Origin of the sequence: Achromobacter sp. HZ01 (assembly GCF_003267925.1) — a bacterium.
Lineage (GTDB): Bacteria > Pseudomonadota > Gammaproteobacteria > Burkholderiales > Burkholderiaceae_B > Achromobacter > Achromobacter pulmonis_A.
Genome location: NZ_LWKV01000002.1, coordinates 1330831 through 1357361, shown reverse-complemented (window position 1 = coordinate 1357361; position 26531 = coordinate 1330831). Strand labels below are relative to the sequence as shown.

Annotated in this window: 22 protein-coding genes; 6 read left to right on the top strand and 16 right to left on the bottom strand. The window is 67.1% G+C overall.

Features of this window, described 5'->3' with window-relative positions; translation table 11 throughout:
* Positions 1-11 precede the first annotated feature (11 nt).
* The 4 genes from A6B37_RS15295 to A6B37_RS15280 all read right to left on the bottom strand — a co-directional run bounded on the left by A6B37_RS15295 (position 12) and on the right by A6B37_RS15280 (position 4381).
* The gene (locus A6B37_RS15295) at positions 12-1307 is read right to left on the bottom strand and encodes an ABC transporter substrate-binding protein (RefSeq protein ID WP_102772973.1); all 1296 of its coding nucleotides are present in this window, start codon (positions 1305-1307) and stop codon (positions 12-14) included.
* 37 nt (positions 1308-1344) lie between these two features.
* On the bottom strand, positions 1345-2400 hold the full coding sequence (locus A6B37_RS15290) for an ABC transporter ATP-binding protein (RefSeq protein ID WP_102772974.1): 1056 nt from the start codon (positions 2398-2400) through the stop codon (positions 1345-1347).
* A 121-nt stretch (positions 2401-2521) separates the two neighbouring features.
* A complete protein-coding gene (locus A6B37_RS15285) occupies positions 2522-3319 on the bottom strand; it encodes a phosphodiesterase (RefSeq protein ID WP_111826220.1) in 798 nt (265 codons plus the stop codon).
* Positions 3320-3355: 36 nt separating this feature from the next.
* Entirely contained in the window at positions 3356-4381 is a 1026-nt protein-coding gene (locus tag A6B37_RS15280; RefSeq protein WP_111826219.1) for a substrate-binding domain-containing protein, read from the bottom strand.
* 316 nt (positions 4382-4697) lie between these two features.
* Between A6B37_RS15280 and A6B37_RS15275 the strand changes: the two genes are divergently transcribed.
* Complete coding sequence (locus A6B37_RS15275) at positions 4698-6026, top strand: amidase (protein ID WP_111826218.1); 1329 nt, start codon at positions 4698-4700, stop codon at positions 6024-6026.
* A gap of 62 nt (positions 6027-6088) precedes the next feature.
* On the opposite strand, the gene leuA is transcribed toward A6B37_RS15275, so the two are convergent.
* The 3 genes from leuA to A6B37_RS15260 form a co-directional block, all read right to left on the bottom strand.
* Positions 6089-7801, bottom strand: coding sequence for a 2-isopropylmalate synthase (gene leuA, locus A6B37_RS15270; protein WP_102772978.1), 1713 nt, complete (start codon positions 7799-7801; stop codon positions 6089-6091).
* A gap of 404 nt (positions 7802-8205) precedes the next feature.
* The gene (locus A6B37_RS15265; protein WP_102772979.1) at positions 8206-9186 is read right to left on the bottom strand and encodes a tripartite tricarboxylate transporter substrate binding protein; all 981 of its coding nucleotides are present in this window, start codon (positions 9184-9186) and stop codon (positions 8206-8208) included.
* 170 nt (positions 9187-9356) lie between these two features.
* Entirely contained in the window at positions 9357-9983 is a 627-nt protein-coding gene (locus A6B37_RS15260; RefSeq protein WP_111826217.1) for a hypothetical protein, read from the bottom strand.
* Here A6B37_RS15260 and rpoN point away from each other — a divergent pair.
* A complete protein-coding gene (rpoN, locus tag A6B37_RS15255) occupies positions 9982-11427 on the top strand; it encodes an RNA polymerase factor sigma-54 (RefSeq protein WP_102772981.1) in 1446 nt (481 codons plus the stop codon). The two genes, A6B37_RS15260 and rpoN, sit on opposite strands and share 2 nt — an antisense overlap.
* Before the next feature lie 121 nt (positions 11428-11548).
* The gene (locus A6B37_RS15250; RefSeq protein ID WP_102772982.1) at positions 11549-11830 is read left to right on the top strand and encodes a (2Fe-2S)-binding protein; all 282 of its coding nucleotides are present in this window, start codon (positions 11549-11551) and stop codon (positions 11828-11830) included.
* Between the two features lie 27 nt (positions 11831-11857).
* On the opposite strand, the gene A6B37_RS15245 is transcribed toward A6B37_RS15250, so the two are convergent.
* A complete protein-coding gene (locus tag A6B37_RS15245) occupies positions 11858-12715 on the bottom strand; it encodes a LysR substrate-binding domain-containing protein (RefSeq protein WP_111826216.1) in 858 nt (285 codons plus the stop codon).
* Positions 12716-12828: 113 nt separating this feature from the next.
* Here A6B37_RS15245 and A6B37_RS15240 point away from each other — a divergent pair, with 113 nt between their 5' ends.
* Both A6B37_RS15240 and bfr read left to right on the top strand, forming a co-directional pair.
* Positions 12829-13737 carry a DMT family transporter gene (locus tag A6B37_RS15240; protein ID WP_102772984.1) on the top strand — a complete coding sequence of 303 codons (909 nt, stop codon included), beginning with the start codon at positions 12829-12831 and terminating at the stop codon, positions 13735-13737.
* A 228-nt stretch (positions 13738-13965) separates the two neighbouring features.
* The gene (bfr, locus tag A6B37_RS15235) at positions 13966-14442 is read left to right on the top strand and encodes a bacterioferritin (RefSeq protein ID WP_102772985.1); all 477 of its coding nucleotides are present in this window, start codon (positions 13966-13968) and stop codon (positions 14440-14442) included.
* A 69-nt stretch (positions 14443-14511) separates the two neighbouring features.
* Here bfr and A6B37_RS15230 read toward each other — a convergent pair whose 3' ends face one another.
* From A6B37_RS15230 to A6B37_RS15215, 4 genes are all read right to left on the bottom strand, one after another.
* Entirely contained in the window at positions 14512-15192 is a 681-nt protein-coding gene (locus A6B37_RS15230; protein ID WP_181390938.1) for a hypothetical protein, read from the bottom strand.
* A gap of 24 nt (positions 15193-15216) precedes the next feature.
* Positions 15217-16824 (bottom strand): peptide chain release factor 3, encoded by a 1608-nt coding sequence (locus tag A6B37_RS15225; protein WP_102772987.1) that lies wholly within the window; start codon positions 16822-16824, stop codon positions 15217-15219.
* 108 nt (positions 16825-16932) lie between these two features.
* Entirely contained in the window at positions 16933-17562 is a 630-nt protein-coding gene (locus A6B37_RS15220; protein WP_111826215.1) for a LysE family transporter, read from the bottom strand.
* 41 nt (positions 17563-17603) lie between these two features.
* Positions 17604-19100, bottom strand: coding sequence for a DEAD/DEAH box helicase (locus A6B37_RS15215; protein ID WP_210405800.1), 1497 nt, complete (start codon positions 19098-19100; stop codon positions 17604-17606).
* A 305-nt stretch (positions 19101-19405) separates the two neighbouring features.
* Here A6B37_RS15215 and A6B37_RS15210 point away from each other — a divergent pair, with 305 nt between their 5' ends.
* The gene (locus A6B37_RS15210; protein WP_111826213.1) at positions 19406-20881 is read left to right on the top strand and encodes a YdgA family protein; all 1476 of its coding nucleotides are present in this window, start codon (positions 19406-19408) and stop codon (positions 20879-20881) included.
* A gap of 162 nt (positions 20882-21043) precedes the next feature.
* Here A6B37_RS15210 and A6B37_RS15205 read toward each other — a convergent pair whose 3' ends face one another.
* The 4 genes from A6B37_RS15205 to A6B37_RS15190 form a co-directional block, all read right to left on the bottom strand.
* Positions 21044-22774, bottom strand: coding sequence for an ABC transporter ATP-binding protein (locus A6B37_RS15205; protein ID WP_102772992.1), 1731 nt, complete (start codon positions 22772-22774; stop codon positions 21044-21046).
* Positions 22775-22781: 7 nt separating this feature from the next.
* On the bottom strand, positions 22782-23708 hold the full coding sequence (locus A6B37_RS15200) for an ABC transporter permease (RefSeq protein ID WP_102772993.1): 927 nt from the start codon (positions 23706-23708) through the stop codon (positions 22782-22784).
* 10 nt (positions 23709-23718) lie between these two features.
* Positions 23719-24690, bottom strand: a complete 972-nt coding sequence (locus tag A6B37_RS15195) for an ABC transporter permease (protein WP_102772994.1) — start codon at positions 24688-24690, stop codon at positions 23719-23721.
* 116 nt (positions 24691-24806) lie between these two features.
* Positions 24807-26417, bottom strand: a complete 1611-nt coding sequence (locus tag A6B37_RS15190) for an ABC transporter substrate-binding protein (protein ID WP_102772995.1) — start codon at positions 26415-26417, stop codon at positions 24807-24809.
* Between the last annotated feature and the right edge of the window lie 114 nt (positions 26418-26531).

The following is a 26531-nucleotide window of genomic DNA, read 5'->3' as shown; positions in this document are numbered from 1 at the left end:
TGCTTGTCGGTTTACTTGTAGGAACGCAGTATGCGGTCGGCCTCGCGCTGGGCGTCGGTCAGCGCCTGCTGGGGCGTCTTGGAGCCCGTCAGCGCGGCCTGCAGCGCATCGTTGAGCGTCTTGGTGACGCGCTGGTTTTCATGCGTGGAGAACTCGGCCACGCTGACTTCCAGCTGGTCGCGCGCGACCGTGGCGGCCGGCACTTCCTGCGCGTACTTCTTCATCTTTTCGGTTTCCCAGGCGGCCGGGGTCACCGCGACGTAGCCGGTCGCGATGCTCCAGTCGGCGGCGCGTTCGGGCGTGGTGACCCACTGCGCGAACTTGAGCGCGGCCTGCTGCTGCTCCGGCGTGCCGCTCTTGAAGATGTAGAAGTTGCCGCCGCCGGTCGGGCTGCCGCCGCGCTTCTGCTTGGGCATCATGGCGACGCCGAACGGGAAGTCGGCGTTCTTGCGGATGTTGGTCAGGTTGCCGGTGGTGGTCCAGACGATGGCGGCCTTCTTTTCGAGGAAGTCCTTGGGCGTGGTGCCCCAGTCGATGGTGCCGGCCGGCATGATCTTGTGCTTGGCCGACAGGTCGTGCCAGAACTGCGCGGCCTCGACCACCGCCGGCTTGTCCAGGTAGACCTCGTTGCCGGCCTCGTTCATCAGGATCGCGTCGTTCGGCGTGGTCAGCGCCTGGAACAGCCAGTAGGCGAACGCGCCGCCCGAGGGGATCTCGATGCCCCACTGCGTGGTGTTGCCGGCGGCGTCCTGCTTGGTCAGCTTCTTGCCGTACTCGACCAGTTCGGCCCAGGTGGCCGGCGCGCGTTCGGGGTCCAGCCCGGCGGCCTTGAACAGGTCCTTGTTGTAGTACATGACGATGGTCGAGCGCTGGAACGGCACGCCCCAGGTGTGGCCGCCGGTGCGGCTGTTCTGCATGAAGGCGTCATAGAAGCCGCCCAGCCACTTCTTGTCGGCCTCGCTCTTGGCCAGGCTGTCGATCGGGACGATGGCGTCCTCGTCGATCAGCGTGAACATGTCGGTCGACAGCAGCACCGCCAGCTGCGGCGGGGTGCCGCCCTTGAGCGCGGTCAGCGCCTTGGCGATCGAGTCCTGGTACGAGCCGGCGTAGATCGGCTTGATCCGGATGTTGGGATTTTCCTTCTGGAAGTCCGCCACCATGTCGTCGACGATCTTGGTGATGGGGCCGCCCACGGCGACCGGGTAATAGAACTCGACCTCGACGGGCTTGTTCTGCGCCTGCGCAGGCAGCGAAAGGCAGGCGGCGGCCAGGCTGGCGGCCAGGGTCTTCAGTACGGTGCGTCGCATGTTGGTTTTCCTTTCCTGTGCTGTGTGCGGGCTTGATCTAGTGCCCGACGGTGTTGATGACCGCCGAATCGGCGGCAAAGAAGTGCTGCTGCGCCTGCGGCCAGGACAGGCGCAGGGCTTCGCCGGCGCGCGCGCGCAGATGCCCGCTGACGCGCACGGCCACGCCGCTGGTGTCGCCGACGCGGCACACCACGATGGAGTCCGCGCCGAAGTACTCCACGCTTTCGACGGTGGCGGGGATGCCGCCGTCGTCGATCCGGATGTGTTCGGGCCGCACGCCCAGCTTGACCGCGCCGGCCGGCGCGCTGGCGATGGCCGGGCCGTCGGCGCCGGCGATGACGGTGGCGCCGTTGCCGCCGGCCAGGCCGATCAGGTTCATGGGCGGCGTGCCGATGAAGCGCGCGGCGAATTCGCTGGCCGGGCGCGCGTACAGGCCGTCGGGCGTGTCGTGCTGTTCGATCTGGCCGCCGCGCAGCAGCACCACCTGGTCGGCCATGCTCATGGCCTCGGTCTGGTCGTGCGTGACGTACACCATCGTGATGCCCAGCTCCTGCTGCAGCGCGCGGATCTCGCGGCGCATTTCGTGGCGCAGCTGCGCGTCGAGGTTGGAGAGCGGCTCGTCCATCAGGCAGACCGGGGCTTCGGAGATGACCGCGCGGCCCAGCGCCACGCGCTGCTGCTGGCCGCCGGACAGTTGCGAGGGCTTGCGGTCGAGCAGGTGGTTCAGGCCCAGCAGGCCGGCCACGCGCTGCAGGCGGCGGTCGTAGTCGCGCGCCGGCTCCTTGCGCACCTTCAGGCCGAACAGGATGTTCTCGCGCACCGACAGGTGCGGAAACAGCGCATACGACTGGAACACCATGGAGATGCGGCGCTTGGAAGGCGGCAGCTGGGTCACGTCGCGGTCGCCGATGCGGATGCTGCCCGAGGTGGGCGTGTCCAACCCGGCGATCATGCGCAGGGTGGTGGACTTTCCGCAGCCCGACGGACCCAGGAGGACCGTGAAGCTGCCGGCGGGAACGGTGAAGCTGACGCCATGGATCGCGGCGGCGGCGCCGTACTGCTTGGTGAGGTTATCCAGAACGATGGATGACATGCTGTCTCGAAGATCCGATAGTTGGATCCGCATTGTTGCCTGCGATGAAATCCTTTTCATTGTGCAGCGCAAACATGACGGATGTATGGCAAGGCGAGGTCCGATAGTCTAGCCGCAGGCCTCAGGCGAATGGGTAAGGTCCGGGGTATTCCCCAATGACGGCGTGGTGCGTGACCAGGTTGCCGCCATGCCACCAGTGCAATTGATAGCCCGGCGGCTCCATGATGTATTGCAGCGTCGGGCGCGGCCCGATCTCCAGCGCGAGCTGGTGCGCGGTGCCCGGACAGGTCGAGGCGATGGTGCCGCCGAAGCGCTGGAATATCGTGCGGTGCAGATGGCCGCAGAGCACGCGTTCCACGTTCGGGAAACGCGCCACGATGCGCTCGAGCTCGGGCGCGCCGGCCAGCAGGCCGATGGCGTCCATGTGCTCGATGCCGGTCAGGAATGGCGGATGGTGCATCAGCACCAGCGTGGGCCGCTGCGGCTGTTCGGCCAGGCGCGTGGCCAGCCAGTCGAGCCGGTCCTGGCACAGTTCGCCGTGGCTCTTCATCGGCACCACGGTGTCCAGCGCCAGCAGGCGCAGCGGATAGCTTTCGATGGCGTACTGGATGAACGGCCCGTCGCCTTGCAGATAGTCGTGGTCGCGAAACGCGGCGCGCAGCTGGGCGCGGTCGTCGTGGTTGCCGGGCAGCAGGAAGTACGGAATCTCCAGCGCCAGCAGGTGCTCGCGCAGCGCCTGGTATTCCTGGGGCCGGCCCAGGTCGGTCAGGTCGCCGGTGATGAGCACGCAGTCGGGCCGCGGCGTCAGGGCGTTGAGCGCGCGCACGGCCGGCGCCAGGAAGGCGGCCGGATCGATGATGCCGTAGGCCTTGTCGCCCGGGGTGCGCATGTGCAGGTCGGTAATCTGTGCGATGAGCATGATGCTTGGATATCGAAAGCGTTGAAGTGGCGGCGCCTAGGCGGCGGCCTTGCGCCGCACCGGCGCCGCGGTGCCGCCGACCACGATGCAATGCGGCAGGCGGTCGGATTGCGGCGGTTGTCCGTGGATCTGCGCCAGCAGATTGGAGCAGGCCGCCACGCCGATGCCGTCGCTGGGCTGCGCCACCGTGGTCAGCGGCGGCGTCAGCAAGGCGCCGAAACGCATGCCGTCGAAGCCGCAGACCGAGATGTCGGCCGGCACGGACAGGCCCAGCCCGACCAGGTCGGCGATCACCGCCGTGGCCAGCAGGTCGTTCGAGCAGAACAGGGCGGTGGGCGCCTGCTTGCCGCGCAGCGCGGCCTTGAGGGCATCGGCGTCGCTGCCGGTGTGCGAACTCATGGAGATGTGCTGGATGGCATCCAGGCCCAGGCGCTTGGCGCAGGCGCGCGCGCCGGTCAGGCGGCGGCGCGCGCGGTCGGAGGCGGTCAGCGGCCCGGTGACCAGCGCGATGCGGCGATGGCCCAGCGCCGCCAGATGGGCCACCATGTCGCTGGCGGCGGCGCGGTTGTCCACCGAGGCATAGGGATGGGCGGCCGATTCGTTGTAGACCAGCACATAGGGAATGCCGGCGCTGTCCAGGTCGTCCAGCGTCGCGCTCTTGGCCACGTCGGCGACCGTCAGGATCAGCCCGTCGACCTGGTGGTCCATCAGGCCCTGGACCGCGGCCGATTCGACCGCCGGATCGTAGCCGGTGGCCGTCAGCATCACGCTGTAGCCCGATTCGCGCGCGCGGCGCTCGGCGCCTTCGAAGCATTCTGCGAACACCGGGTTGGACAGCGTGGGCAGGATCAGCCCGATGGTGCGCGTGCTGCCCGAGCGCAGGCTGCGGCCCACGCGGTTGGGGCGAAAGCCCGCGCGCTTGGCGACGCTGCGGATATGGGCCAGCGTGTCGGGATGCACGATGTCCGGCTGGTTGAAGGCGCGCGACACCGTGGCCGGCGAAACCCCGGCCTTGCGGGCCACTTCAATGATGGAGAATCGGGGCGACGGGCGCGATGCCATGCGGAATTGCTGTCGGGTCGTGAAAACGATTTCATCTTACTAGACAAATATGACCTTTGTATTGCACGGGTTTGCGCTATGCTGGTGCCGACGCAACAGAAAAGCCAAGGCGCGACGCGCGGTTTCCGTGGAGAAAAGCGGTGATTTCCGTGTTTTTCCCAATTGACGCGTGGTGGACATTGGCAGCAGTCGGTTGGTCCGAAATGCGCGGCGGAATTTACCCGCCGCGTCTTCCGGCGAACCCCCGGTCAAGGGGACCGGGTGCGTCGCTCAGCCGCCGCGCGCCATGCGCGGCGCCGGTAAAGAGGAAAGGACCATGTCTATAGCCTTGAACAAGCTTGGCGCGCTCGAAGCCGCGCGCAAGCTGCAACGGCGCGAACTGACCGCGGAGCAGCTCGTGCGCGCTTGCTTCGCGCGCATCGAGCAGCGCGAGAACACCGTGCATGCCTGGACCGCGCTGCAAAAGCAGGCTGCGCTGGAACGCGCGCAGACGCTGGACCGCGGCGCGCTGCGCGGCCCGCTGCATGGCCTGCCCATCGGCGTCAAGGACCTGTTCGACACCGCGGACCTGCCCACCCGCTACGGCTCGCCCATCTACGAACGCCACCGCCCGGGTCTGGACGCGGCCAGCGTGGCGCAGTGCCGCGAGGCCGGCGCGATCGTGATCGGCAAGACCGTGACCACCGAATTCGCCACCTACCATGCCGGCCCCACGCGCAATCCGCGCAACGAGGCCTACACGCCGGGCGGCTCCTCCAGCGGCTCGGCGGCCGCGGTGGCCGACGACATGGTGCCATTCGCGCTGGGCACGCAGACCGCGGGCTCGATCATCCGGCCCGCCTCCTATTGCGGCGTGGTCGGCTACAAGCCCACCTTCGGCAGCATTTCGCGCGCGGGGGTCAAGAGCGTGGCCGAGTCGCTGGACACGGTCGGCGGCTTCGCGCGTTCGGTGCCGGACGTGGCGCTGTTCGCCTCGGTCCTGATGCGCGACCCGCGCATGCTGAACCTGTCGTACGACGGCAAGCCGCGCATCGGCATGTTCCGCACCCTGCAGTGGCGCCATGCCCAGTCCGAGACCAAGGAGGCCTTCGCGCAGGCGGCGGCCATCCTGTCGCGCGCCGGCGCCGTGGTGGAAGAAGTGCCGCAGCCGCAGGAACACTGCGCGCTGGTGCAGCTGCACGCGGACATCATGGCGTTCGAGCTGTCGCAGGCGCTGGCCTACGAGCGCATCGAGCACATGGGCCAGCTCAGCACCAAGCTGCAGGCCATCATCGAGGCGGGCATGCGCATCGGGGCCGAAGAACACCAGCAGAACCTGGCCCGCGCCGCCGAGCCGCGCGCGCGCGTGGACTCGTGGCTCGACACGTACGACGTGCTGATCGCGCCCAGCGCGGCCGGCGAAGCGCCCTTCGCGGACCTGGGCACGGGCGATCCGCAGTTCTCGCGGGCCTGGACGCTGTTCGGCCTGCCCTGCCTGAACCTGCCGTTCGCCACCGGCCCGCAGGGCCTGCCGGTGGGCCTGCAGCTGATCGGCAAGCGCCACGGCGACCACGCCATGCTGGCCATCGCGGCCTGGGTGCATCAGCGCCTGCTGGCCGCCAACTCGCCGGACATCGGCGCATCCGACATGTGGCCGCGCGGCTGACGCCGCCCGGAAACAAAAAGCCCGCCGGGTAGCGGCGGGCTGCTTTCATGCCGGGTTGCGGATCACGCGGTCTCGGCAGTCTCTTGCTCGGTGGTGGTCACGGCGCCGGCGTTGATGTGGCGGTTGACGGCGCTCAGCACGGCCTGGAACGAGGCCGTCACGATGTCGCGGTCGATGCCCACGCCGAAGCCCGTGCCGGAATCGCCCACGCGCAGCTCCACGTAGGATGCGGCGCGGGTGTCGGTGCCGGTGCCGATGGCGTGCTCATGGTAGTCCATGATGCGCACCGGCACGTCCAGCGCCGCAACGAAAGCCGAGATGGCGCCGTCGCCCTTGCCGGTGACGACGCGGCGTTCGCCGTTGTATTCCAGTTCGGCCTCGATGCTGAAATGCTGGCCTTCGCCGGCGGCCGGGTTGCCGTCGATGCGGTGGCGCACCAGCTTCCAGGGCGCCTTCTGCTCCAGGTATTCGCGGCTGAAGATGGTGTGCACGTCGTCGGCGGTGACCTCGCGGCCGGTCTCGTCGGTCACGCGCTGGATGGCGCGGCTGAATTCGATCTGCAGGCGGCGCGGCAACACCAGGCCGTGCTCCTGTTCGAGCAGGTACGACACGCCGCCCTTGCCCGACTGGCTGTTGACGCGGATCACCGCGTCGTAGCTGCGGCCCAGGTCGGCCGGGTCGATCGGGAGGTACGGCACTTCCCACACGGCGTCGGGCTGCTGCTGGGCGAAGCCCTTCTTGATGGCGTCCTGGTGCGAGCCGGAGAACGCGGTGAAGACCAGGTCGCCGGCGTACGGATGGCGCGGGTGCACCGGCAGCTGGTTGCAGTACTCGGCGCAGCGGCGCACTTCGTCGATGTCCGAGAAATCCAGGCCCGGATGCACGCCCTGGGTATAGAGGTTCAGCGCCAGCGTGACGAGGTCGACGTTGCCGGTGCGCTCGCCGCTGCCGAACAGGCAGCCTTCGATGCGGTCGGCGCCGGCCATCACGGCGAATTCGGCGGCGGCCACGGCGGTGCCGCGGTCGTTATGCGGGTGCACGCTGAGCACGATGCTGTCGCGGCGCGCCAGGTTCTTGTGCATCCACTCGATCTGGTCGGCGTACATGTTCGGCGTGGTGGCCTCGATGGTGGCCGGCAGGTTCAGCACCATCTTGCAGTCCGGCGTGGGCTCCCATACGTCGGCCACGGCGTTGGAGACTTCCAGCGCGAATTCGGGTTCGGTCGTGCTGAACACTTCCGGCGAGTACTGGTAGCGCCACTTGGTCTCGGGATGCTGGGCCATGTACTGCTTGACCAGGCGCGTGCCGGTCGTGGCGATGTTCTTGATCTCGTCCTTGCTCATGTTGAACACGACCTTGCGGAACGCCGGCGCGCAGGCGTTGTACAAGTGGACGATGGCCTGCTTGGCGCCGGCGGCCGATTCCACCGTGCGGCTGATCAGGTCTTCGCGCGACTGCGTCAGCACGATGATGGTGACGTCGTCGGGAATGCGCTTTTCGTCGATGAGCTTGCGCACGAAGTCGAAGTCGGTCTGCGAGGCCGACGGGAAGCCCACTTCGATTTCCTTGAAGCCGATCTTCACCAGCTGTTCGAAGAAGCGGAGCTTGCGCTCGACGCTCATGGGCTCGATCAGGGCCTGGTTGCCGTCGCGCAGGTCCGTGCTCATCCAGATCGGCGCGGCGGTAATGCGGCGGCTGGGCCAGGTGCGCTCGGAGAAATCGCGGGCAAACGGCGTGAACGGGACGTACTTGGTGGCGGGGTTGGCAAGCATCATGACTACACCTCGATCGGTTTCTTTTGAATCCCTATCCGGAGTCGTTCCGGAAGCTGCGCGGCCGGTTTGCGGCGTGCTGCGCGGGTTTGCCTTGACGGGTTCACCGTCGTCGTCTGGCTGGATTCAGAGATAAAAGGGAAAAATCGCGTGTGGCAAGCGTGGCTGCCGAGCTACCACGGGGACACTAGGCCCGGCAACCGATCGGTAGGTATAGCGATAGCGCGATGGAGGAGGTGCGAGCGCGCAGGCCGGCAACCGGAGCGTTAAAGCGTCCGATAGCAATCGCGAGGGGGTTGCGGTAAGCGGCCATAGGTTGCTAGTCAAACATATTTTTTCGTGCAGCGCAAACAAAATACGATGAAAAAGCCGGGGACGGATGGCTCCCCGGCTTTTTGCGCGGCCGTTTATTGCGTCTGCATGTGGCCGTTCTGCACGACCTTGCCCAGGCGTTCGCGTTCGTTGGCGGCGAATTCGGCGAAGCTGGCGCGCGAGCCGCCGCCGGGCTCGATGCTGCTCTGGCGCAGCGCGTCCCGCACCTCGGCCGTCTGCAGCGATTTGTCCACCGCGGCGTTCATGCGGTCCAGCACGTCGGCGGGCGTGCCGGCCGGGGCGAACAGGCCGGCCCAGTGGCCGATGCGCACGCCGGGAAAGCCTTGCTCGGCCGTCGTTGGGATGTCCGGCGCGCTGGCCATGCGCTTGTCCCAGGTGGTGGCCAGGGCCTTGAGCTTGCCGCTCTGGATCAGCGGCAGCGTGACGATGCTGGCCTCCGAGGTCGCGTCGACCTGGTTGCCGACCACCGCGGTCACGCCCTCCGAGCCGCTCTTGTAGGCGATGGGCTCGACCGGCAGGCCCGAGGCTTCCTTGAGCATTTCCGCGACGAAATGCGGCGTGCTGCCGTTGCCCGCGGTCGAGAACGTGATGCGGTCGGTCCTGGCCTGCTTGGCGCGGGCCACGAAGTCCTTGAGGTCCTTGGCCGGATTGGACGGGTTGGCGACGATGACCGAGGGCGTGATCGACAACAGCGCGACCGGGGTCAGCATGTCGTCCTTGTAGGGCTGGTCAGAGCGGATCAGGCTGTTGGTGACGGTGCCGTTGCTGCCCACCAGGTAGGTGTAGCCGTCGGCCGGGCTGCGCGCCACGTGCGCCGCGCCGATCACGCCGCCGGCGCCGGGCCGGTTCTCGACGATCACGGGCTGGCCCAGCTGGGACCCGACCGCCTTGGCGATGATGCGCGCGACCAGGTCATTGGCGCCGCCCGCCGTGAACGGGGCGACGAAAGTGATCGGTTTGTCGGGCCATTCGGCGGCTCCGGCGGCGCCGCAGGCAAAGGCGGCCGAGCAGGCCAGCAGCAGGCCGGCGGCGTACCGGCTGGGAGAGAAATGCATGAAAAAAACTCCAGGGGGCGGGCCGCGCATCCGGCAGGTCTGCGCTGCCGGTCGGTTGGAGTCGATGCGAAGGCGGCCGGCGGTTATGCGAGCCTGGAGTCCGAGTATAGGAGCGGCCGGCTGGCGGCTGCCTGAAACGAACAGGCCGCCCGTGGGCGGCCTGCGCGGCTTCAGTCGGCGGGGCCGCCGATGCGCGGTTCGACGTAGTGGTCGGTGCGCGGCTGGCGGCGGATTTCGCCGGGATCGCGATCGCGGCCGGTGGCCGACGCCGGATTGTCCAGGATGGCGGCCTGGTCGGCCACCATCGCGATCTTGTCGATGCGGCGGTGGCGCAGTTCGGACAGCGAGCGGCGCAGGTCGCCGACGGTGAACGGTTCCTGGCGGTCGCCCCAGGTCCAGCGCAGCACGCCCAGGGATTCATCCGAGAGCTGCGGCGCCAGGCCGGCCAGCACGTCGGTGTCCACCGGCGTGGCGCTGCCGGCGGCCAGGCTGGCGGACAGCCAGGCGCGGACGGTGAAAAATACAATCAGAGACCAGATGGCGGCGACGGCCCACCAGAGGTAGGGGTTGACCTTCTGCACCATGTCCACGGTCGGCTGGCCCAGGCTGTGCAGGAAGTCATAGTTCATGCTGCGGCCGAATGCCAGTATCCACTGGGCGACCAGATACCAGATGACGAGGGCGACGGCGATGACGATCGCACGCACTATGAGTCGGGGTAGCGCCAGTTTGAGCAGGGTCTGGCCGATCAGGCGGCAGTCCTGGCGGACGCTTGCGGGCGAAGTCAGATTCATCATGCAAAATATTGTACCTATGACCCGTCCTATTTTAGAACTGCGACCCGGCCAGCATCTGACGCTGACGCCACAGCTGCAGCAATCCATAAGGTTGCTGCAGCTGTCCACGCTCGAGCTCGAAGCCGAGATTTCGCAGGTGCTCGCGGAAAACCCCTTGCTGGAACGCGACGAGGACCCCCAGCCGGCCGAAGCGCAGGCCGAGTCCGAGCGCGAGTCCTCCGTGCAGGACGACGAGCCGCCGCTCGAACGCGAAACGCCGGCCGAGGAAATGCCCGGCTCGGGCGGCGTCTATCCGGACGAGGACTCCTCCATGCCCGAGGCGGCCCGGCCCGACACGCTGCGCGAATACCTGCTGGGCCAGCTGGTCCTGACCCGGGCGCAGGCCCGCGACGTGGCGCTGGCGGGGCTGCTGATCGACGAGCTGGACGAAAACGGCTATCTGGGCTCGCCGCTGGAGGAGATCCTGGGCTGGCTGCCGGCCGAAATGGAGCCCGACCTCGACGAGCTGAAGGCCGCGCTGTCGCTGCTGCAATCGTTCGATCCGCCCGGCATCGGTGCGCGCGACATGGCCGAATGCCTGCTGTTGCAACTGCGCAACCCCGATCTCGCCTGCCTGCCCGAGGCGGCCGACGCCGCCGTGCTGGACTGTGCGCGGCAAATCTGCGCGCAGCACCTGGCGCTGTTGGCTACCGGCAACACCGCCCGGCTGTGCGCCGCCGTGGGCTGCGACGAAGCCACGGTGCGCGCCGCGCATGCCCTGATCCTGCGGCTCGAACCCCGTCCCGGACGGGCCTGGACCGTGCCCGCCGCCGACTACGCGGTGCCCGACGTCATCGTGCGCAAGACCCGCCGCGGTTGGCAGGCCACCCTGAACAGCGCCGCCGTGCCGCGGCTGCAGATCAACGGGCTGTACGCCCAGATGCTGGGCAACCAGAAGGAATCGGCGCACGCCGGCCTGCAGGCCCAGCTGCAGCAGGCCCGCTGGATGATCCGCAACGTGGAGCAGCGCTTCGACACCATTCTGCGGGTGGCCCAGGCCATCGTGGAGCACCAGACCGCATTCTTCAGCCAGGGGCCGGGCGCCATGCGGCCGCTCATCCTGAAGGACATCGCGGGCGAGCTGGGCTTGCATGAATCCACGATTTCACGCGCCACAACACAGAAGTACATGCTCACTCCGTTTGGCACGCTGGAACTCAAGCGCTTCTTCGGCACGGGCGTGGCCACCGAGGGCGGGGACACCGCCTCGGCCACCGCGGTGCAGACCTTCATCCGCCAGATGGTGGCCGAGGAAAACCGCGCCAAGCCTTTGTCCGACAGCCAGATCACCCAAAAACTGGCCGATCAGGGGATCGTCATCGCCCGCCGCACGGTGGCAAAGTACCGCGAGGCGCTGCGGATCGCGCCGGCCGCGCTGCGCAAGGCCCAGGCCGCCGCCCGCTGAAATCAGGGACGGATAAATTCGAATTCGTCCCTGATTTCAAGCACTTGCGTGACACTTTGGTTGCAAATTTATTTACGCCTGGGACTTGTCAGTTATTGAATAATTTTCGATAATTATTCTCATGTACATTTGCGTATGTAATGCCATCACCGAACGCCAAGTCCGCGCCAGCGTGGACGCCGGCGCGACGACGCTTTCCGACCTGCAATTCGAGCTGGGCGTGGCCACGTGCTGCGGCTGCTGCGCGGCGACGGCCGCCGAATACCTGCCGGGCGGCCGCTGCTCCAGCGTGTGCGACGTGCGCTCGATTGCCGTTCCGGTCAATCCGCCGGCCACCGTGGCCGAACCGGGCGCGCCCGCTGCCAACAGCAGCTTCCCCATCGCGCTCGTCGCCACGGCTTAAACGGCGGATTCCTCTCCCGGCTCGCTGCTAGCTTGCGGCGGGCCGCGTCATTTCCTTCTCGCAAAACTCCTCGATCACCGTCGCCAGCCGGCGCACCGGCGCGCGTCCCGCGTCGGGCACGCACAGCGCCAGTTCGGTCGGCGGCACGCCGGGTAGCTCCGCATCGACGATGTGGTGGCCCGGCACGATGCAGCGCCGCTCCAGCAAGGCGATCCCCAGCCCGCCCTTCAGCGCCGCCTGCAGGCCCAGGAGATTCGGGCTTTCGTAGGCGATGCGCCAATGCCGGCCCGCGGCCTCCAGCGCGTGGATCGCCCGGTTGCGATAGATGCAGCCCTGCGGGAAAGCCACCAGCGGCACCGGCTCGTCGGCCGCCGGCGCCTGCGGCGTCCCGCCGATCCAGTGCAGATGTTCGGTCCAGGCCGCCGCGGCGCGGCCGACGCCGGGCTCGCGCTTGACCAGCGCCACGTCCAGGTCGCCGCGTTCCAGGCCGCGCACGAGCGCGGCGGTCAGGTCGCAGCGCACCGACAGCCGCACGCCGGGCTGCGAACGCGCGAATTCCGAAATCACGGCGGCCAGCGAGTCGGCGGCGAAGTCGTCGGGGATGCCCAGCCGGATCACGTCCACGCGCTTGCGGCCGCTGACCACCTCGCGCACCTCGGTCGACAGCGCCAGCATGCGCCGGGCGTAGCCCAGCAGGCGCTCGCCGTCCTCGGTCAGTAAGACCTGCCGGCCTTCGCGCACGAACAGGGCGCAGTCCAGCGATTCCTCCAGCTTGCGGATCTGCTGGCTGACGGTGGACTGGCTGCGGTGCACGCGTTCGCCGGCCGCGGTAAAGCCGCCGGCGTCGACCACCGACACGAAACTATGGAGCAGATCGAGATCCATTGGCGCTCCCGAAGCATCTGATTTTCAAATACTTTCGATCCGAATAAAGAGTTTGTCAATGGATCGGCCGCCGCGCAGAATCGCTCCATCGTTCGCGCTATTTCGGATCTCCCATGAAGGCCGTCTCCACCTTGTCCTCCAACGCCCTGCCCGCCGCACCGGGCCTGAGCTGGCTGCCCATCGCGGCGTTCTGCCTGCTCTGGAGCTCCGCCTTCGCGGCCGCCAAGATCGCGGTGCGCGACTGTCCGCCGCTGACCTTGCTGACCCTGCGCTTCCTGATCGCCGGCGCGCTGATGCTGGGCCTGGCCGCGGCGGGCGGGCGCTGGCGGCTGCCGCCGGCGCGCGACCTGGCGGTCCTGGTGCTGCTGGGCGTGCTGAACAACGCCCTGTACCTGGGGCTGAGCTGGTCGGGCATGACCACGGTGTCCTCGGCCTTCACCGCCGTGCTGATCAGCACCAATCCGCTGCTCATCGGCGTGCTGGCCGGGCCGGTGCTGGGCGAGCGGCTGGGCTGGCGCAAGCTGGCCGGCCTGTGCCTGGGGCTGGCCGGCGTGGCGCTGGTGCTGCGCTCGCGGCTGTCGGGCATGCAGGAGGACCTGCACGGCACTTTGCTGGTCACCGGCGGGCTGGCGGCGCTGGTGGCCGGCACGCTGCTCTACAAGCGCCTTGCGCCCGCCACCGGTCTGTGGACCTCGACCGGCATCCAGTCGCTGGCCGGCGCGGCCGCGCTGCTGCCGTTCGCGCTGGCCAGCGAGAGCCTGGGCGACGCGCACCTGACGGCCAGCCTCTTCTGGAGCATGGCCTACATGATCGTCGCCGTGTCGATGGGCGGCTACTACCTGTGGTTCATGATATTGGGGCGCGCCAGCGCCACCTCGGCCAGCGCGCTGCATTTCCTGATGCCGCCGCTGGGCCTGCTGTTCGGCTGGCTGGTGCTGGGCGAAGCGGTGTCGTGGCTGGACCTGCTGGGCATCGTGCCGATCGCCTTCGGCATCTGGCTGGCGACGCGGCGCGCCGGCTGAATTCCGCAGTGGCCGACCCGTAATCCGCGGGCCGCCAAGCCGCACGCATACTCATTCTCATTGGCCTATCGCTTTATGGTCGTGCTCCTAAAGCGGTTTACCAAATGCAGGGCAAAGGTAGCTTTGGCCACGTCACAAATGGTAGTCTGCCGGGGTTGCGTACGCGCGGCATCGTGCGCTCCTTTGTCGCGATGCATTCGCGTCGCGCCTGACTGCAAGGAGTCCATCATGAAAGGCGATAAAACCGTCATCCAGTTTCTGAACAAGCAACTCACCAACGAGCTGACGGCCATCAACCAGTATTTCCTGCATGCCCGCATGTTGAACCACTGGGGTTTCGACAAGCTGGGCAAGCACGAGTACGAAGAATCCATAGGCGAGATGAAGCATGCCGATCGTCTGATCGAACGCATCTTCATGCTGGACGGCCTGCCCAATCTGCAAGACCTGCACAAGCTGCTGATCGGTGAGGACGTGCCCGAGCTGCTGGCCTGTGACCTCAAGCTCGAACAGGCCGCCCAGGCCACCGTCAAGGAAGCGATCGCCCATTGCGAGTCGGTCCGCGACTACGTTTCTCGCGACCTGTTCCAGGACATCCTGGACGACACCGAAGAGCACATCGACTACCTGGAAACGCAGATCGAGCTGGTCGACAAGGTCGGCCTGCAGAACTACCTGCAGAGCCAGATGTCCGTGCCGGAATGATCGCCGCTCGCGGATAAGAAAATGGCGCCCGGTGGGCGCCATTTTTCATGGAGGGTCGGGTTCGCGCCGTCAGGGGCGGGCCGGGCATTCGGCCATGGTGCCCCAGGCGCGGTTGGGTCCGCAGTACTTGTTGCGCGCGGCCCAGGAACAGGAGGGGCGCTCGAAGAAGCCCTGGGTGGCGCAGTGCGCCAGTTCGCGCTTGAGGGCGTCCTGCCAGCCCGGCGCGCCGGGTGCCTGCGAGGAATTCGGCGGCGGGGGCGCCTGCACCATCTGGGTCGTGCCGTAGCCGCCGGCCTGCATCTGGCCGCCGTTGATGGCGGCGGAGGTGCCGGGGGCCTGCAGGTCCAGCGTGCTGACGTCCGACGGACCCGAGGGCAGCGGCACCTGCGAGTTCGCGGCGATTTCGCGGGCCTGTTCGGGGCTGATGCGCTCGCGCGAGATCTTCACGGAAGGATCGCTCACGCTGTCGAACAGCGACACCGTGTTGACCTGCCACTGCCGGTCGGCGGGCTTGTCCGGCACGCCCAGCGTGCCGTCGATGCGGGGCTGGGGCGGCTGCGCCACGTAGGGACGGCCATTGGCGTCCAGCACCGGCTGCTGCGAGGCCAGAGTGTCCTGGCCAGGAGCGGGCGCGGCGGTCGGCGCATGCGCCACCAGCCAGTCACCCAGTTGTATGCCGCCCCAGGCGGACGCGCCGAGCGCGACCAGGAGCGTTGCGAATAAAAAACGCCAAGACATTGCTACCCTCATCTGCCATGCGGAACCCCAACGGGCCTACGCTTTGTCTCCGAAAACCTTGCCGCCGTGCTCGCGCATGGCGTGGAATTTCACATCGGGATACAGTTCTTCGGCAACGCGCAATTGCGCGGGAGAACCGATCAAAAACGCCGCCGCATCCACCACATCATAGGCGATATGGGCTGCATTGGCATCCATGAACTTGCGCAGCGCCTTGGGGTTTTCAGAAGTAATCCAACGTGCCATTGTGTAGCGCGACGGCAGCATCCGGGCCTCCACGCCATACTCGGTCTTGAGGCGGTGGGCCACCACTTCGAACTGCAGCTGGCCGACCGCGCCCAGCAGCAGCGCGCCGCCGGCGGCCTCGGGCCGGAACACCTGGATGGCGCCTTCCTCGCCCAGCTGCGTCAGGCCGGTGCGCAGCTGCTTGGTGCGCAGCGGGTCCTTCACTTCCACCGCCTGGAACAGTTCCGGCGCGAAGAACGGCAGGCCGGTGAACTGCAGCGTCTCGCCTTCGGTCAGCACGTCGCCCAGCTGCAGCACGCCGTGGTTGGGAATGCCGATCACGTCGCCGGCATAGGCCTCGTCCAGCAGTTCGCGCCGCTGCGACAGGAAGGACACAACGTTGTTGGGCCGCATTTCCTTGTTGGTGCGCGCGACCTTCAGGCGCATGCCGCGCTCGAAGCGGCCGGAGCTGACGCGCACGAACGCCACGCGGTCGCGGTGCGCCGGGTCCATGTTGGCCTGCACCTTGAACACCACGCCGGTGAACTTGGGTTCTTCGGGCTGCACCTCGCGCTGCAGGGCCGTGCGCGGGCCCGGGGGCGGCGCCTGGTCGACCAGGGCGTCCAGCACTTCCTGCACGCCGAAGTTGTTGATGGCCGAGCCGAAGAATACCGGGGTCTGCTTGCCGGCCAGGAACTGGTCGCGGTCGAAGGCCGGCGCGGCTTCGTTGATGAGTTCGATCTCGCCGCTGGCCTGCTCGAAGGCCGAGCCGAAGCGCCGCGCGATCTCGGGATTGGTCAGGCCTTCGATGAAGTCGTCGTTGTCCGAGCGGCGCTCCTGGCCGGGGCGGAACACGCGCATGCGGTCGCGGCGGATGTCGAACACGCCGCCGAAGGCCTTGCCCATGCCCACCGGCCACGAGAACGGCACCGCGTCCATGCCCAGGTGGCCCTCGATCTCGGACAGCAGTTCCAGCGGCTCGCGCACCTCGCGGTCCATCTTGTTGATGAAGGTGATGATGGGCGTGTTGCGGGCGCGGCAGACCTGCAGCAGGCGGATGGTCTGCGGCTCGACGCCGTTGGCCGCGTCGATCACCATCAGCGCGGCGTCCACCGCCGTCAGCACGCGGTAGGTGTCTTCGGAGAAGTCCTGGTGGCCCGGGGTGTCGAGCAGGTTGATGACGCAGTCGCGGTACTCCATCTGCATCACCGAGGACGCCACGGAAATGCCGCGCTGCTTTTCGATCTCCATCCAGTCCGAAGAAGCGTGGCGCGAGGCCTTGCGCGCCTTGACGCTGCCGGCGATCTGGATCGCGCCTGCGAACAGCAGCAGCTTTTCGGTCAGTGTGGTCTTGCCTGCGTCAGGGTGGGAAATGATGGCGAACGTACGGCGCCGCGCAACTTCTTGGGTGATGTTCATGATCGGTGGATTTTACTCAGCGCCGTTGCATCGCCCGGCGCGGTCCGGTATCGGGCACGAAAGCGCGCGGGGCATGCGCCGTCGCCGGCGCATGCCCCGCGCAAGGGTTCAGGAATGGCGGCGGAACGAGGCCAGGAACACGCCGGCCAGGATGAACAGCGAGCCGAAGGTCCGGTTCATCCAGCGGATGTGCTTGGCGTCGCGCAGCATGCGCAGCACGCGCGCCGCCAGCAGCGTGTACACGCCCATCGCCACCAGGTCGGTGAACGCCAGCGTGGCCGCCAGCGCCGCGTACTGCGGCGTCAGCGGCAGCGCGGTGTCGACGAACTGCGGCACCACGGCCAGCAGGAACACCGTGCCCTTGGGGTTCATGGTGTTGATCAGGAAGCCGCGCAGCACCAGCTCGCGCACCGAGGCCAGCTTGGGGTCGCCGGCGTCGACCGTGACCGGCGCCGCGTCGGTGCGGATCTGGCGCACGCCCAGGTAGATCAGGTAGGCCACGCCCAGGTACTTGACGACGTTGAAGGCCATCTCGGAGGTGGCCAGCACCGCGCCCAGGCCCACGGCCACGACCACGAACTGGAACAGGATGCCCATGATCAGGCCGGCCGTGTTCCAGTAGCCGCGCGCGAACCCGTACTTCAGCCCGGAAGACATGGCCGAGATCGCGCCCGCGCCGGGCGAGAACGAAATGGCCCAGGAGGCCAGGAAAAACGTCAACCAGGTGGATAAGGGCATGGCGCGGGTCCGTGATCGCGGTTCTGGGGTTGCCGGTGATATTACTTGCTCAGCAGCGCGGCGCGCGCGGGGCGTCCCGCGCCGCCATTGCCGGCCGGACGGGCGGCGCCTTCCGGACGGCGATGGTTCTGCTGCGGGCGGTTTTCGTTGCGGCTGGCGTGGGCCGGGCGGTCGGCGGGCTTGCCGTCGCGCGGGGCGTGGCTGGCGCGGCCTTCGCCGGCGCGGGCCGGCACCGGCGCGCGGCCGCCGGCGGCCGAACGGGGCTGGCCCTGGGCCGGACGTCCGCGCCCGCCATTGGCGTTGCCGCCGCGGCCGTTGCGGTTGCCGCCGCGCGGGCTGCGGTTGTCTTCCTCGCGCTCCTGGCGCTCGTAGGCGGCGGCGCTGGTGGCGGGCGGGGTCCAGCCTTCGACCGGCTTGCGCTCGATGGTCTTCTTGATCAGGCGCTCGATGTCCTTGAGCAGCTTGATTTCGCTGTTGTCGACCAGCGAGACCGCGGCGCCGGTGGCGCCGGCGCGGCCGGTGCGGCCGATGCGGTGCACGTAGTCCTCGGGCACGTTGGGCAGCTCGAAGTTCACCACCTGGGGCAGCTGGTCGATGTCCAGGCCGCGCGCGGCGATGTCGGTGGCCACCAGCACCGCCACGGAGCTGTCCTTGAAGCCGGCCAGCGCGCGGGTGCGGGCCGACTGGCTCTTGTTGCCGTGGATGGCGGCGGCGGTCAGGCCGTCCTTGACCAGCTTTTCGGCCAGGCGGTTGGCGCCGTGCTTGGTGCGCGTGAACACCAGCACCTGGTGCCAGCCGCTTTCGCGGATGATGTGGCTGAGCAGGTCGCGCTTGTGGTGCTGTTCCACCATGTGCACGGTCTGGGTGACCAGCTCGGTGGCGGTGTTGCGCGGGGTTACGGAGACCTCGCCGGGGTTGTTCAGCACGCCGCGCGCCAGGGTGCGGATGTCGTCGGAGAAGGTGGCCGAGAACAGCAGGTTCTGGCGCTGCTTGGGCAGCAGCGCGAGGATCTTGCGGATGTCGCGGATAAAGCCCATGTCCAGCATGCGGTCGGCTTCGTCCAGCACCAGGATCTCGACGCCGGACAGGTCGATGGTTTTCTGGCCGCAGTGGTCCAGCAGGCGGCCGGGCGTGGCCACCAGGATGTCCAGGGGCTTTCTCAGCGCGGAGATCTGCGGGTTGATATTGACGCCGCCGAACATCACCATGGACGTCAGCGACGTGTACTTGCCGTAGGTCTGCACCGATTCCGCGACCTGCGCGGTCAGTTCGCGCGTCGGGGTCAGGATCAGGCAGCGCGGGCGGCCGGGCTTTCTCTGTTCGGGTTTTTTCTGCATCAGCAGATGCAGGATGGGCAGCGTGAAGCCGGCGGTCTTGCCGGTGCCCGTTTGGGCGGCGGCCAGCAGGTCGCCGCCTTTGAGCACCTGCGGAATGGCCTGGGCCTGAATGGGAGTGGGCGCGGTATAGCCGGTCTCGGCGATGGCACGCAACAGGGAATCAGCCAGCCCGAGGTCGGCGAAAGGGGAAGAGGTAGTCAAGACAACTCCAACGGCAGCCCGTCGCTCAAGTTGAGAGACTCCAATCCAGGCGGACGAACAAGGAGAAAAGGGAAGCGCCCTGATGGGCGAGGCTTGGCAGCGAAGGGCCTAGCGGACGTGTGCAGATTGGCAAAACACACGCAATGATTGTAGCCGATGTGGCGCTGCAGCACCGGTTCACGGCGGCGGATGCGTATCACCAGGTAACAAATAGCAGCGCCTGTGCACCAAATAAGTGTTTTCCCTAGGCTCCACTCCCTATAATCCGTGCGCTTTCCTCCATATTTGAAGAACAAAGGGTTGTTATGAAGAAATCGGCAGTAGTGGGCGTGGTCGTCGCGCTGGGCGCGGTCTGGACCGGCACGGCGTGGTACACGGGCCAGAAGGCCGAGGCCTTCGTCAAGCAATCGGTCGAGCAGGCCAACGTCGAACTGCAGAAATTCGGCGAGAAGTGGGGCGTGGCCGCCGTGGTCGAGCTGGTGTCGTTCGAGCGCGGCGTGTTCTCGTCGACCGAGCGCTACCGCGTGAAGATCACCGAGCCCGCGGCCGACGGCAAGCCGGCCCAGGAACATGAGATCCAGTTCGTCGAGCACCTGGACCACGGCCCGTTCCCGCTGTCGAACCTGAAGTCCGGCTCCTTCGCCCCGGCCATGGTGGCCAGCCGCTTCCAGCTCGAAGAAACGCCCGCCGTCAAGGATTGGTTCGCCGCCACCAAGGGCGTCGTGCCGCTGTCGGGCGCCTACAGCGTCAGCTACGCCAGGAACGTCGCCGGCACGTTCGACATGGCGCCGGTCGAGTTCGCCAAGGACGACACCAGCCTGTCGTTCTCGGGCATGAAGGGCGACGTCACCTACGCCACCGACAGCAAGCACGGCACCATCGCGCTGGCCGCCGAAAGCCTGGTGGCCGCCGGCCCGGCCTCCGAGGACAGCGACATCGAGCGCATGGCCCTGCAGGGCCTGACGCTGACCAGCGACATGACGCCCGGCAAGAACGACATGTATGTGGGCAGCCAGAAGCTGGGCATCAAGAACTGGACCATCACGTCCAAGGAAAAGCCGCCGGTCCAGCTCAAGGACACCAGCATGGCCGTCGACATGACCGAAGCCGACGCCACCGTGGGCGCCAAGATGGTGCTCGACCTGGGCATGATCAACATCCAGGAAAAGGACATGGCCGGCGCCAAGCTGGTCATCGACGCCCAGCGCCTGGACGCCAAGGCGTTCAAGGCCATCAACGACGTCTACGAAGCCGCTTCGCGCCGCATGCTGCAAAGCGATGACGAAGAGCAGACGCCCGAGTTCACCGATGAAGAGAAGCAGGTGCTCAAGACCAACGTCGAACTGCTGCTGGCCGGCAACCCGACGCTGAACGTGGCGCCGCTGGAAGTGCGCACCGCCAACGGCACCTCGACCTTCACGCTGGACCTGGACCTGACCAAGCCCGCCACGATGGACGGCGAATTCGCCGACACCGCCAAGGACGTGGTGCGCAAGCTCGCGGCCAGGCTGGTGCTGTCCAAGGCCAACCTGAGCGACCTGATGGCCATCGAGCCGCAGGTGCGCGGCGTGCCGGCCGAGCAGGCCCTGCAGACCGCCAAGGGCCAGGCCGAGATGGTGGGCACCATGGCCACGGCGATGGGCCTGGCCAAGATCGAAAACGACAACATCGTGACCTACCTGAACTACGCCGACGGCCAGGTGGACTTCAACGGCAAGAAGATGCCGGTCGAGCAGTTCCTGATGATGGTGCTGAGCGGCGCGATGGGCGGGGGGCGCTGAGCGCGGCGGCTGGGGCTGCCTGATGGGTGTCGCGCGCTGGGGATTTGGGTTCTTATCTGTACGGTCTCGCGCTATACCCATCCTACGAGCAACATGGCCGTAGGATGGGTATAGCGCGAGATCCCCTGAGCAAGAGCTCAGTTATCGAGCGCGCGACACCCATCAACCCGCCACCACGTCCAGCCCCTCCCGGGACATGGACTGCAGGCGCGGCATGAGCCCCAGCAGATGTTTGCTGTACGGATGCTGGGGCCGCTCGAACAGGTCTTCGGTGGCGGCGACTTCCAGCAGTTCGCCGTAGCGCATCACGCCCACGCGGTCGCACATCTGGCGGATCACCGGCAGATCGTGGCTGATGAACAGCATGGTCAGCCCCAGCTCTTCCTGCAGGTCCTTGAGCAGGTTGAGGATCTGCGCCTGGATCGAGACGTCCAGGGCCGAGGTCGGCTCGTCGCAGATCAGGAAGCGGGGGCGCGTGGCCAGGGCGCGCGCGATGCAGATGCGCTGGCGCTGCCCGCCCGAGAACTCGTGCGGAAAGCGCTCGGCCGCGCGCCCGCCCAGGCCGACCACGTCGAGCAGGTCGGCCACGATGCGGCGCGCCTCGGCCTCGCTGGCGGCCAGCTTGTGGAAGCGGATCGGCTCGGCCACGATGTCCAGCACGCGCATGCGCGGATTGAGCGAGGAGAACGGGTCCTGGAAGATCATCTGGATCTGCCGCCGGAACGGGTTAAGCTGCCTTTCCCCCTTGAGCGCGGTCAGTTCGACGCCGCCGAAATTCACCGACCCCGCGCTGGGCGTGTACAGCCCGGAAATCAGGCGCGCCACGGTGGATTTGCCCGAGCCCGATTCGCCCACCAGGCCGAACACCTCGCCTTCGGCGATGGAAAAATTGACGCGCTTGACCGCGTCCAGCGTGCGCTGGTTGCGCTTGAAGAACGCGCTCTTGAGCACGAAGCGCATGCTCAGGTCGCGCACCTGCACCAGCGGGCCGTCCGTGCGCGCGCCGAAGTCGCGCCGCTGCCCCAGCCAGTGCGTGGCCAGGTCCAGCGGCTGCGACGGCGTCTTGACGTCCTCGATGTAGGTGACCAGCGGAAACCGCTTGAGCTTGATGTCCGGGCGCGGCACGGCCGAGATCAGGCTGCGCGTGTAGGGATGGTCGGGGTCGCCCAGGATCTTGGCGGTGGGGCCCTGCTCGACCAGCTTGCCGTGGTACAGCACCGCGACGCGGTCGGTCACGTCCGCGATCACGCCCATGTCGTGGGTGATGATGATCATGCCCACCTGCTCTTCGCGGCACAGGCGCTTGAGCAGCTCCAGGATCTGCGCCTGGATCGACACGTCCAGCGCGGTGGTGGGTTCGTCGGCGATGATGACTTCGGGCTCGCAGCACAGGGCCAGCGCGATCACCACGCGCTGGCGCATGCCGCCGGAGAACTGGTGCGGGTATTGCTTGACGCGCAGCTCGGGCTGGTCGATGCCGACCTGTTCCAGCAGCTGCACGGCGCGTTTCTGCGCCTGGGCGTGCGACAGGTTCAGGTGCACCTGCATGGTTTCGACCAGCTGGCTTTCCACCGTCTGCAACGGGTCCAGCGAAGTCAGCGGGTCCTGGAAGATCATGCCGATGCGGCGGCCGCGCACGCGGCGCTGCTGCGCCGGGCTCAGGGTGTCGATGCGTTCGCCGTTGAGCAGCACCTCGCCGCCGGCCAGCCGTCCCGGCGCTTCCAGCAGCCCGATCACGGCGTTGCCGATGGTCGATTTGCCGGCGCCGGATTCGCCCACCACGCCCAGGATTTCGCCTTTTTCCAGCGCCAGCGATACGCCGTCCACCGCCACCAGCGTGCCGCGGCGGCTGGGGAACTCGATGCGGATGTCTTCGATGTTCAACAGGGCCATGGCGTCCTCAGCGCAGCTTGGGGTTGAGCGCGTCGCGCAGCCAGTCGCCCAGCAGGTTGACCGACAGCACCAGCGCCACCAGCGCGATGCCGGGGAAGATCGAGATCCACCACATGCCCGAGAACAGGTAGCTGTTGCCGATGCGGATCAGCGTGCCCAGCGACGGCGCGGTCGGCGGCACGCCCACGCCCAGGAACGACAGCGTGGCTTCGGTGATGATGGCGATCGCCAGGTGGATGGTGGCGATGACCAGCACCGGTCCCATGACGTTGGGCAGGATGTGGCGGCGCAGGATGGTGATCGGGCCGATGCCGATCAGGCGCGCCGCCTGCACGTATTCCTTGTTGCGCTCGACCAGCGTGGAGCCGCGCACCGTGCGCGCATACTGCACCCAGCCGGAGATGCCGATGGCGAAGATCAGCACGTACAGCGCGAGCTGGTCATGCAGGTCGCGCGGCAGCAGGCCGCGCGCCACGCCGTCGATCAGCAGCGCCACCAGGATGGCGGGAAACGACAGCTGCACGTCGGCGATGCGCATGATGAAGCTGTCGACCCGGCCGCCGGCATAGCCGCTGATCAGGCCCAGCGTCACGCCCAGCACCATCGAGAACAGCACCGAAGCGAAGCCCACCAGCAGCGACACGCGCGAGCCGTACAGCACGGCCGACAGGATGTCGCGGCCCTGGTCGTCGGTGCCGAGCAGGAAATCCGGGCTGCCGCCCTCTTCCCAGGACGGCGGGGTGTTGGCGTCCATGATGCTCAGGGAAGCCAGGTCGAAGGGGTTGTGCGGCGCGACGATGGGCGCGAACAGCGCGCCCAGCAGGATGGCCAGCGTGACGATGGCGGCGATGATGGCGCCGGGCGTGCGCTTGAAGCTGTGCCACAGGTCGCTGTCGGCGGCGCGCGAAAAAAAAGGGGCGATGCGGGCGATCATGCTGATTCCTTTATTTTCTCTGCACGCGCAGGCGCGGGTCGACGGCGAAGTACAGCAGGTCGACGATCAGGTTGATGACCACGAACATGAAGGCGATCAGCACCAGGTAGGCCGCCATCACGGGGATGTCCACCATGCTGATGGCCTGGATGAACAGCAGCCCCATGCCGGGCCACTGGAACACGGTTTCCGTGATGATGGCGAAGGCGATGATGGAGCCCAGCTGCAGCCCCGTGATCGTGATGACCGGCACCATGGTGTTCTTGAGCGCGTGGCGGAAATTGATCAGCCGTTCGGGCAGGCCGCGGGCGCGCGCGAACTTGATGAAGTCGGCGCGCAGCACCTCCAGCATCTCGGCGCGCACCAGGCGCATGATCAGCGTCATCTGGAACAGCGCCAGCGTGATGGCCGGCATGATCAGCGCCTGCCAGCCCGACTTGGTCAGAAAGCCCGTGGTCCACCATCCCAGGCTCACCACGTCGCCGCGGCCGAAGCTGGGCAGCCAGCGCAGCTGCACGCCGAAGAACAGGATGAGCAATATGCCGATCAAAAAGGTGGGCAGCGAGATGCCGGCCAGCGATATCGCCATGAAGGCCTTGGACAGCACGCCGTGGCGCTTGAGCGCGGTGTAGATTCCCATCGGGATGCCCAGCACTAGCGCCATGACCGCGGAAACGAAAGACAGTTCCAGCGTGGCCGGCATGCGTTCTTCGAGCAGTTCGCTGACGGGGCGGCGATGGCGGTAAGAGATGCCGAAATCGCCGCGCACGGCGTCGGCCACGAAATGCGCGTACTGCACCACGAAAGGATCGTCCAGGCCCAGCTGCTCGCGCAGCTGCGCCCGTTGTTCGGGCGTCGTGTCCTGGCCGACCATGCTGGCGATGGGATCGCCCACGTAGCGGAACATGGCGAACGCGATCAGCGCCACCGTCAACATCACCAGCACCGACTGGATAAGCCGTTGCGCAATAAAGGAAAGCATTAGGAGTGCCCCTCTGGTTCGGATAACGCCGGGCCGCGTTTCGCTGCTTGCGCAAAGCGGGGCTGGGCCGGGCGCGCCCGGGCGGCGCGCGCCGACCGGGCCTTTGCGTCAAGCCGTCAGGGCATCACGACGTCGCGCAGGTCGAGCACGTCGTCGGCGCGCTGCACGACCTGGATGTTGTCCTTCACGCCCCAGGACATGGGCTGCTGGTGCAGCGGCAGATAGCCGAAGTCGCTGCGCACGATGCCGAAGGCTTCCTTGATCATCGCGTTGCGCTTGGCCTGGTCGGTCTCGACGCCGATCTTGGCGGTGAGTTCGTCGACCTTCTTGTTGCAGTAGCCGCCCAGGTTGAACTGCCCCGCGGCCGTCTTGGCGTCGCGGCACGAAGTCAGGTTCAGCAGCGTGTTGTGCGCGTCGGTCGAGCTTGGCGTCCAGCCCAGCATGTACATGCTGGTCTGATTGCCGGCCTGCAGCAGGATCTTGCCGAAGTACTTGGACTTGGTCTGCGCCAGCAGATTGATCTTGATGCCCACGCGCGCCAGCATGCCGGCCACCGCCTGGCAGACCTTTTCGTCGTTGACGTAGCGGTCGTTCGGGCAGTCCATGGTGACGGTGAAGCCCTTGGGATACCCGGCCTCGGCCAGCAGCTTCTTGGCGCGTTCGGGGTCCGGCTTGTAGGGCGCGCCGAAGGATTCATCATAGCCGTTGATCGCCGTGGCGATGAGCGAGCCCAGCGGCTTGGCCGCGCCGCGCATGATCTTCTCGTTGATGGCCTTGGTGTCCACGGCCAGCACCACCGCTTCGCGGACCTTGGGGTCCTTGAACGGGTTCTTGCCCTTGACGTCCGAGAACAGCAGCTCGTCGCGGTCCTGGTCCATGCCGATGAAGATGGCGCGGGCTTCGGGCGCGGTCAGCGGCTTGACGCCCTTGGCGTCTTCCAGGCGCTTCCAGTCCTGCACCGGCACCGGCTGCACCAGGTCCATCTCGCCCGAGATCAGCGCGGCCACGCGCGTCGCTTCCTGCGTGATCGGCTGGAAGATGACTTCGTCCACGTTGGTCTTGATGTTCTTGTTCCAGTAGCCGTCGAAGCGCTTGAGCACCGTCTTCACGTCGGGCTGGCGTTCGGCCAGCATGAAGGGGCCGGTGCCGTTGGCGTGCAGGTTGGCGTAGTTGCCCTGGTTGTCGCCCTTGACGTTGGTGGCCTCGGTGGTCTTGTTCTTCTCCGACCACGACTTGCTCATGATGTACAGGAACACCCACTCGCGCGGCAGGATCGGGTTGGGCGTCGGGGTGATGACCTCGATGGTGTAGTCGTCGATCTTCTTGATGTCGGACGCCTTGGCGCCGTAGCCCTTCATGTCCGAACCGGGGGTCAGGCTGCGCTTCCACGAGAAGATCACGTCGTCTGCCGTGAACGGCGAGCCGTCATGGAACTTCACGCCCTTGCGCAGCTTGAACACCCACTTCGTGGGCTCCGGGTTTTCCCAGCTTTCGGCCAGCAGCGGGGTCAGTTTCAGGTTGCCGTCGTAGCCGGCCAGCGTTTCGTAGATATTGCCCTGGAAGCCCAGCGTGAACGTTTCGTTCAGGGCCATCGGGTCCATGGAAGTGGCGTCGCCCTGGTACGACCAATGGAAGGTCTTGGCGGCGACGGCGCTGGCGCTGAACGCCAGCGATGCCGCGACGGCCGCAGCCAGCGCCGCTTGCTTCAGGTGGGGAAAAGTACGCATAGCCCTCATGCTCCGTGTGATGCGCGGATAGCGCGACAGAAGTGATAGGCCCCTGGCCCCATCGGGGCGGGGCATGGCGTTGCTGCTTACGACGAAAGGCGGAGCGGGGTCGAA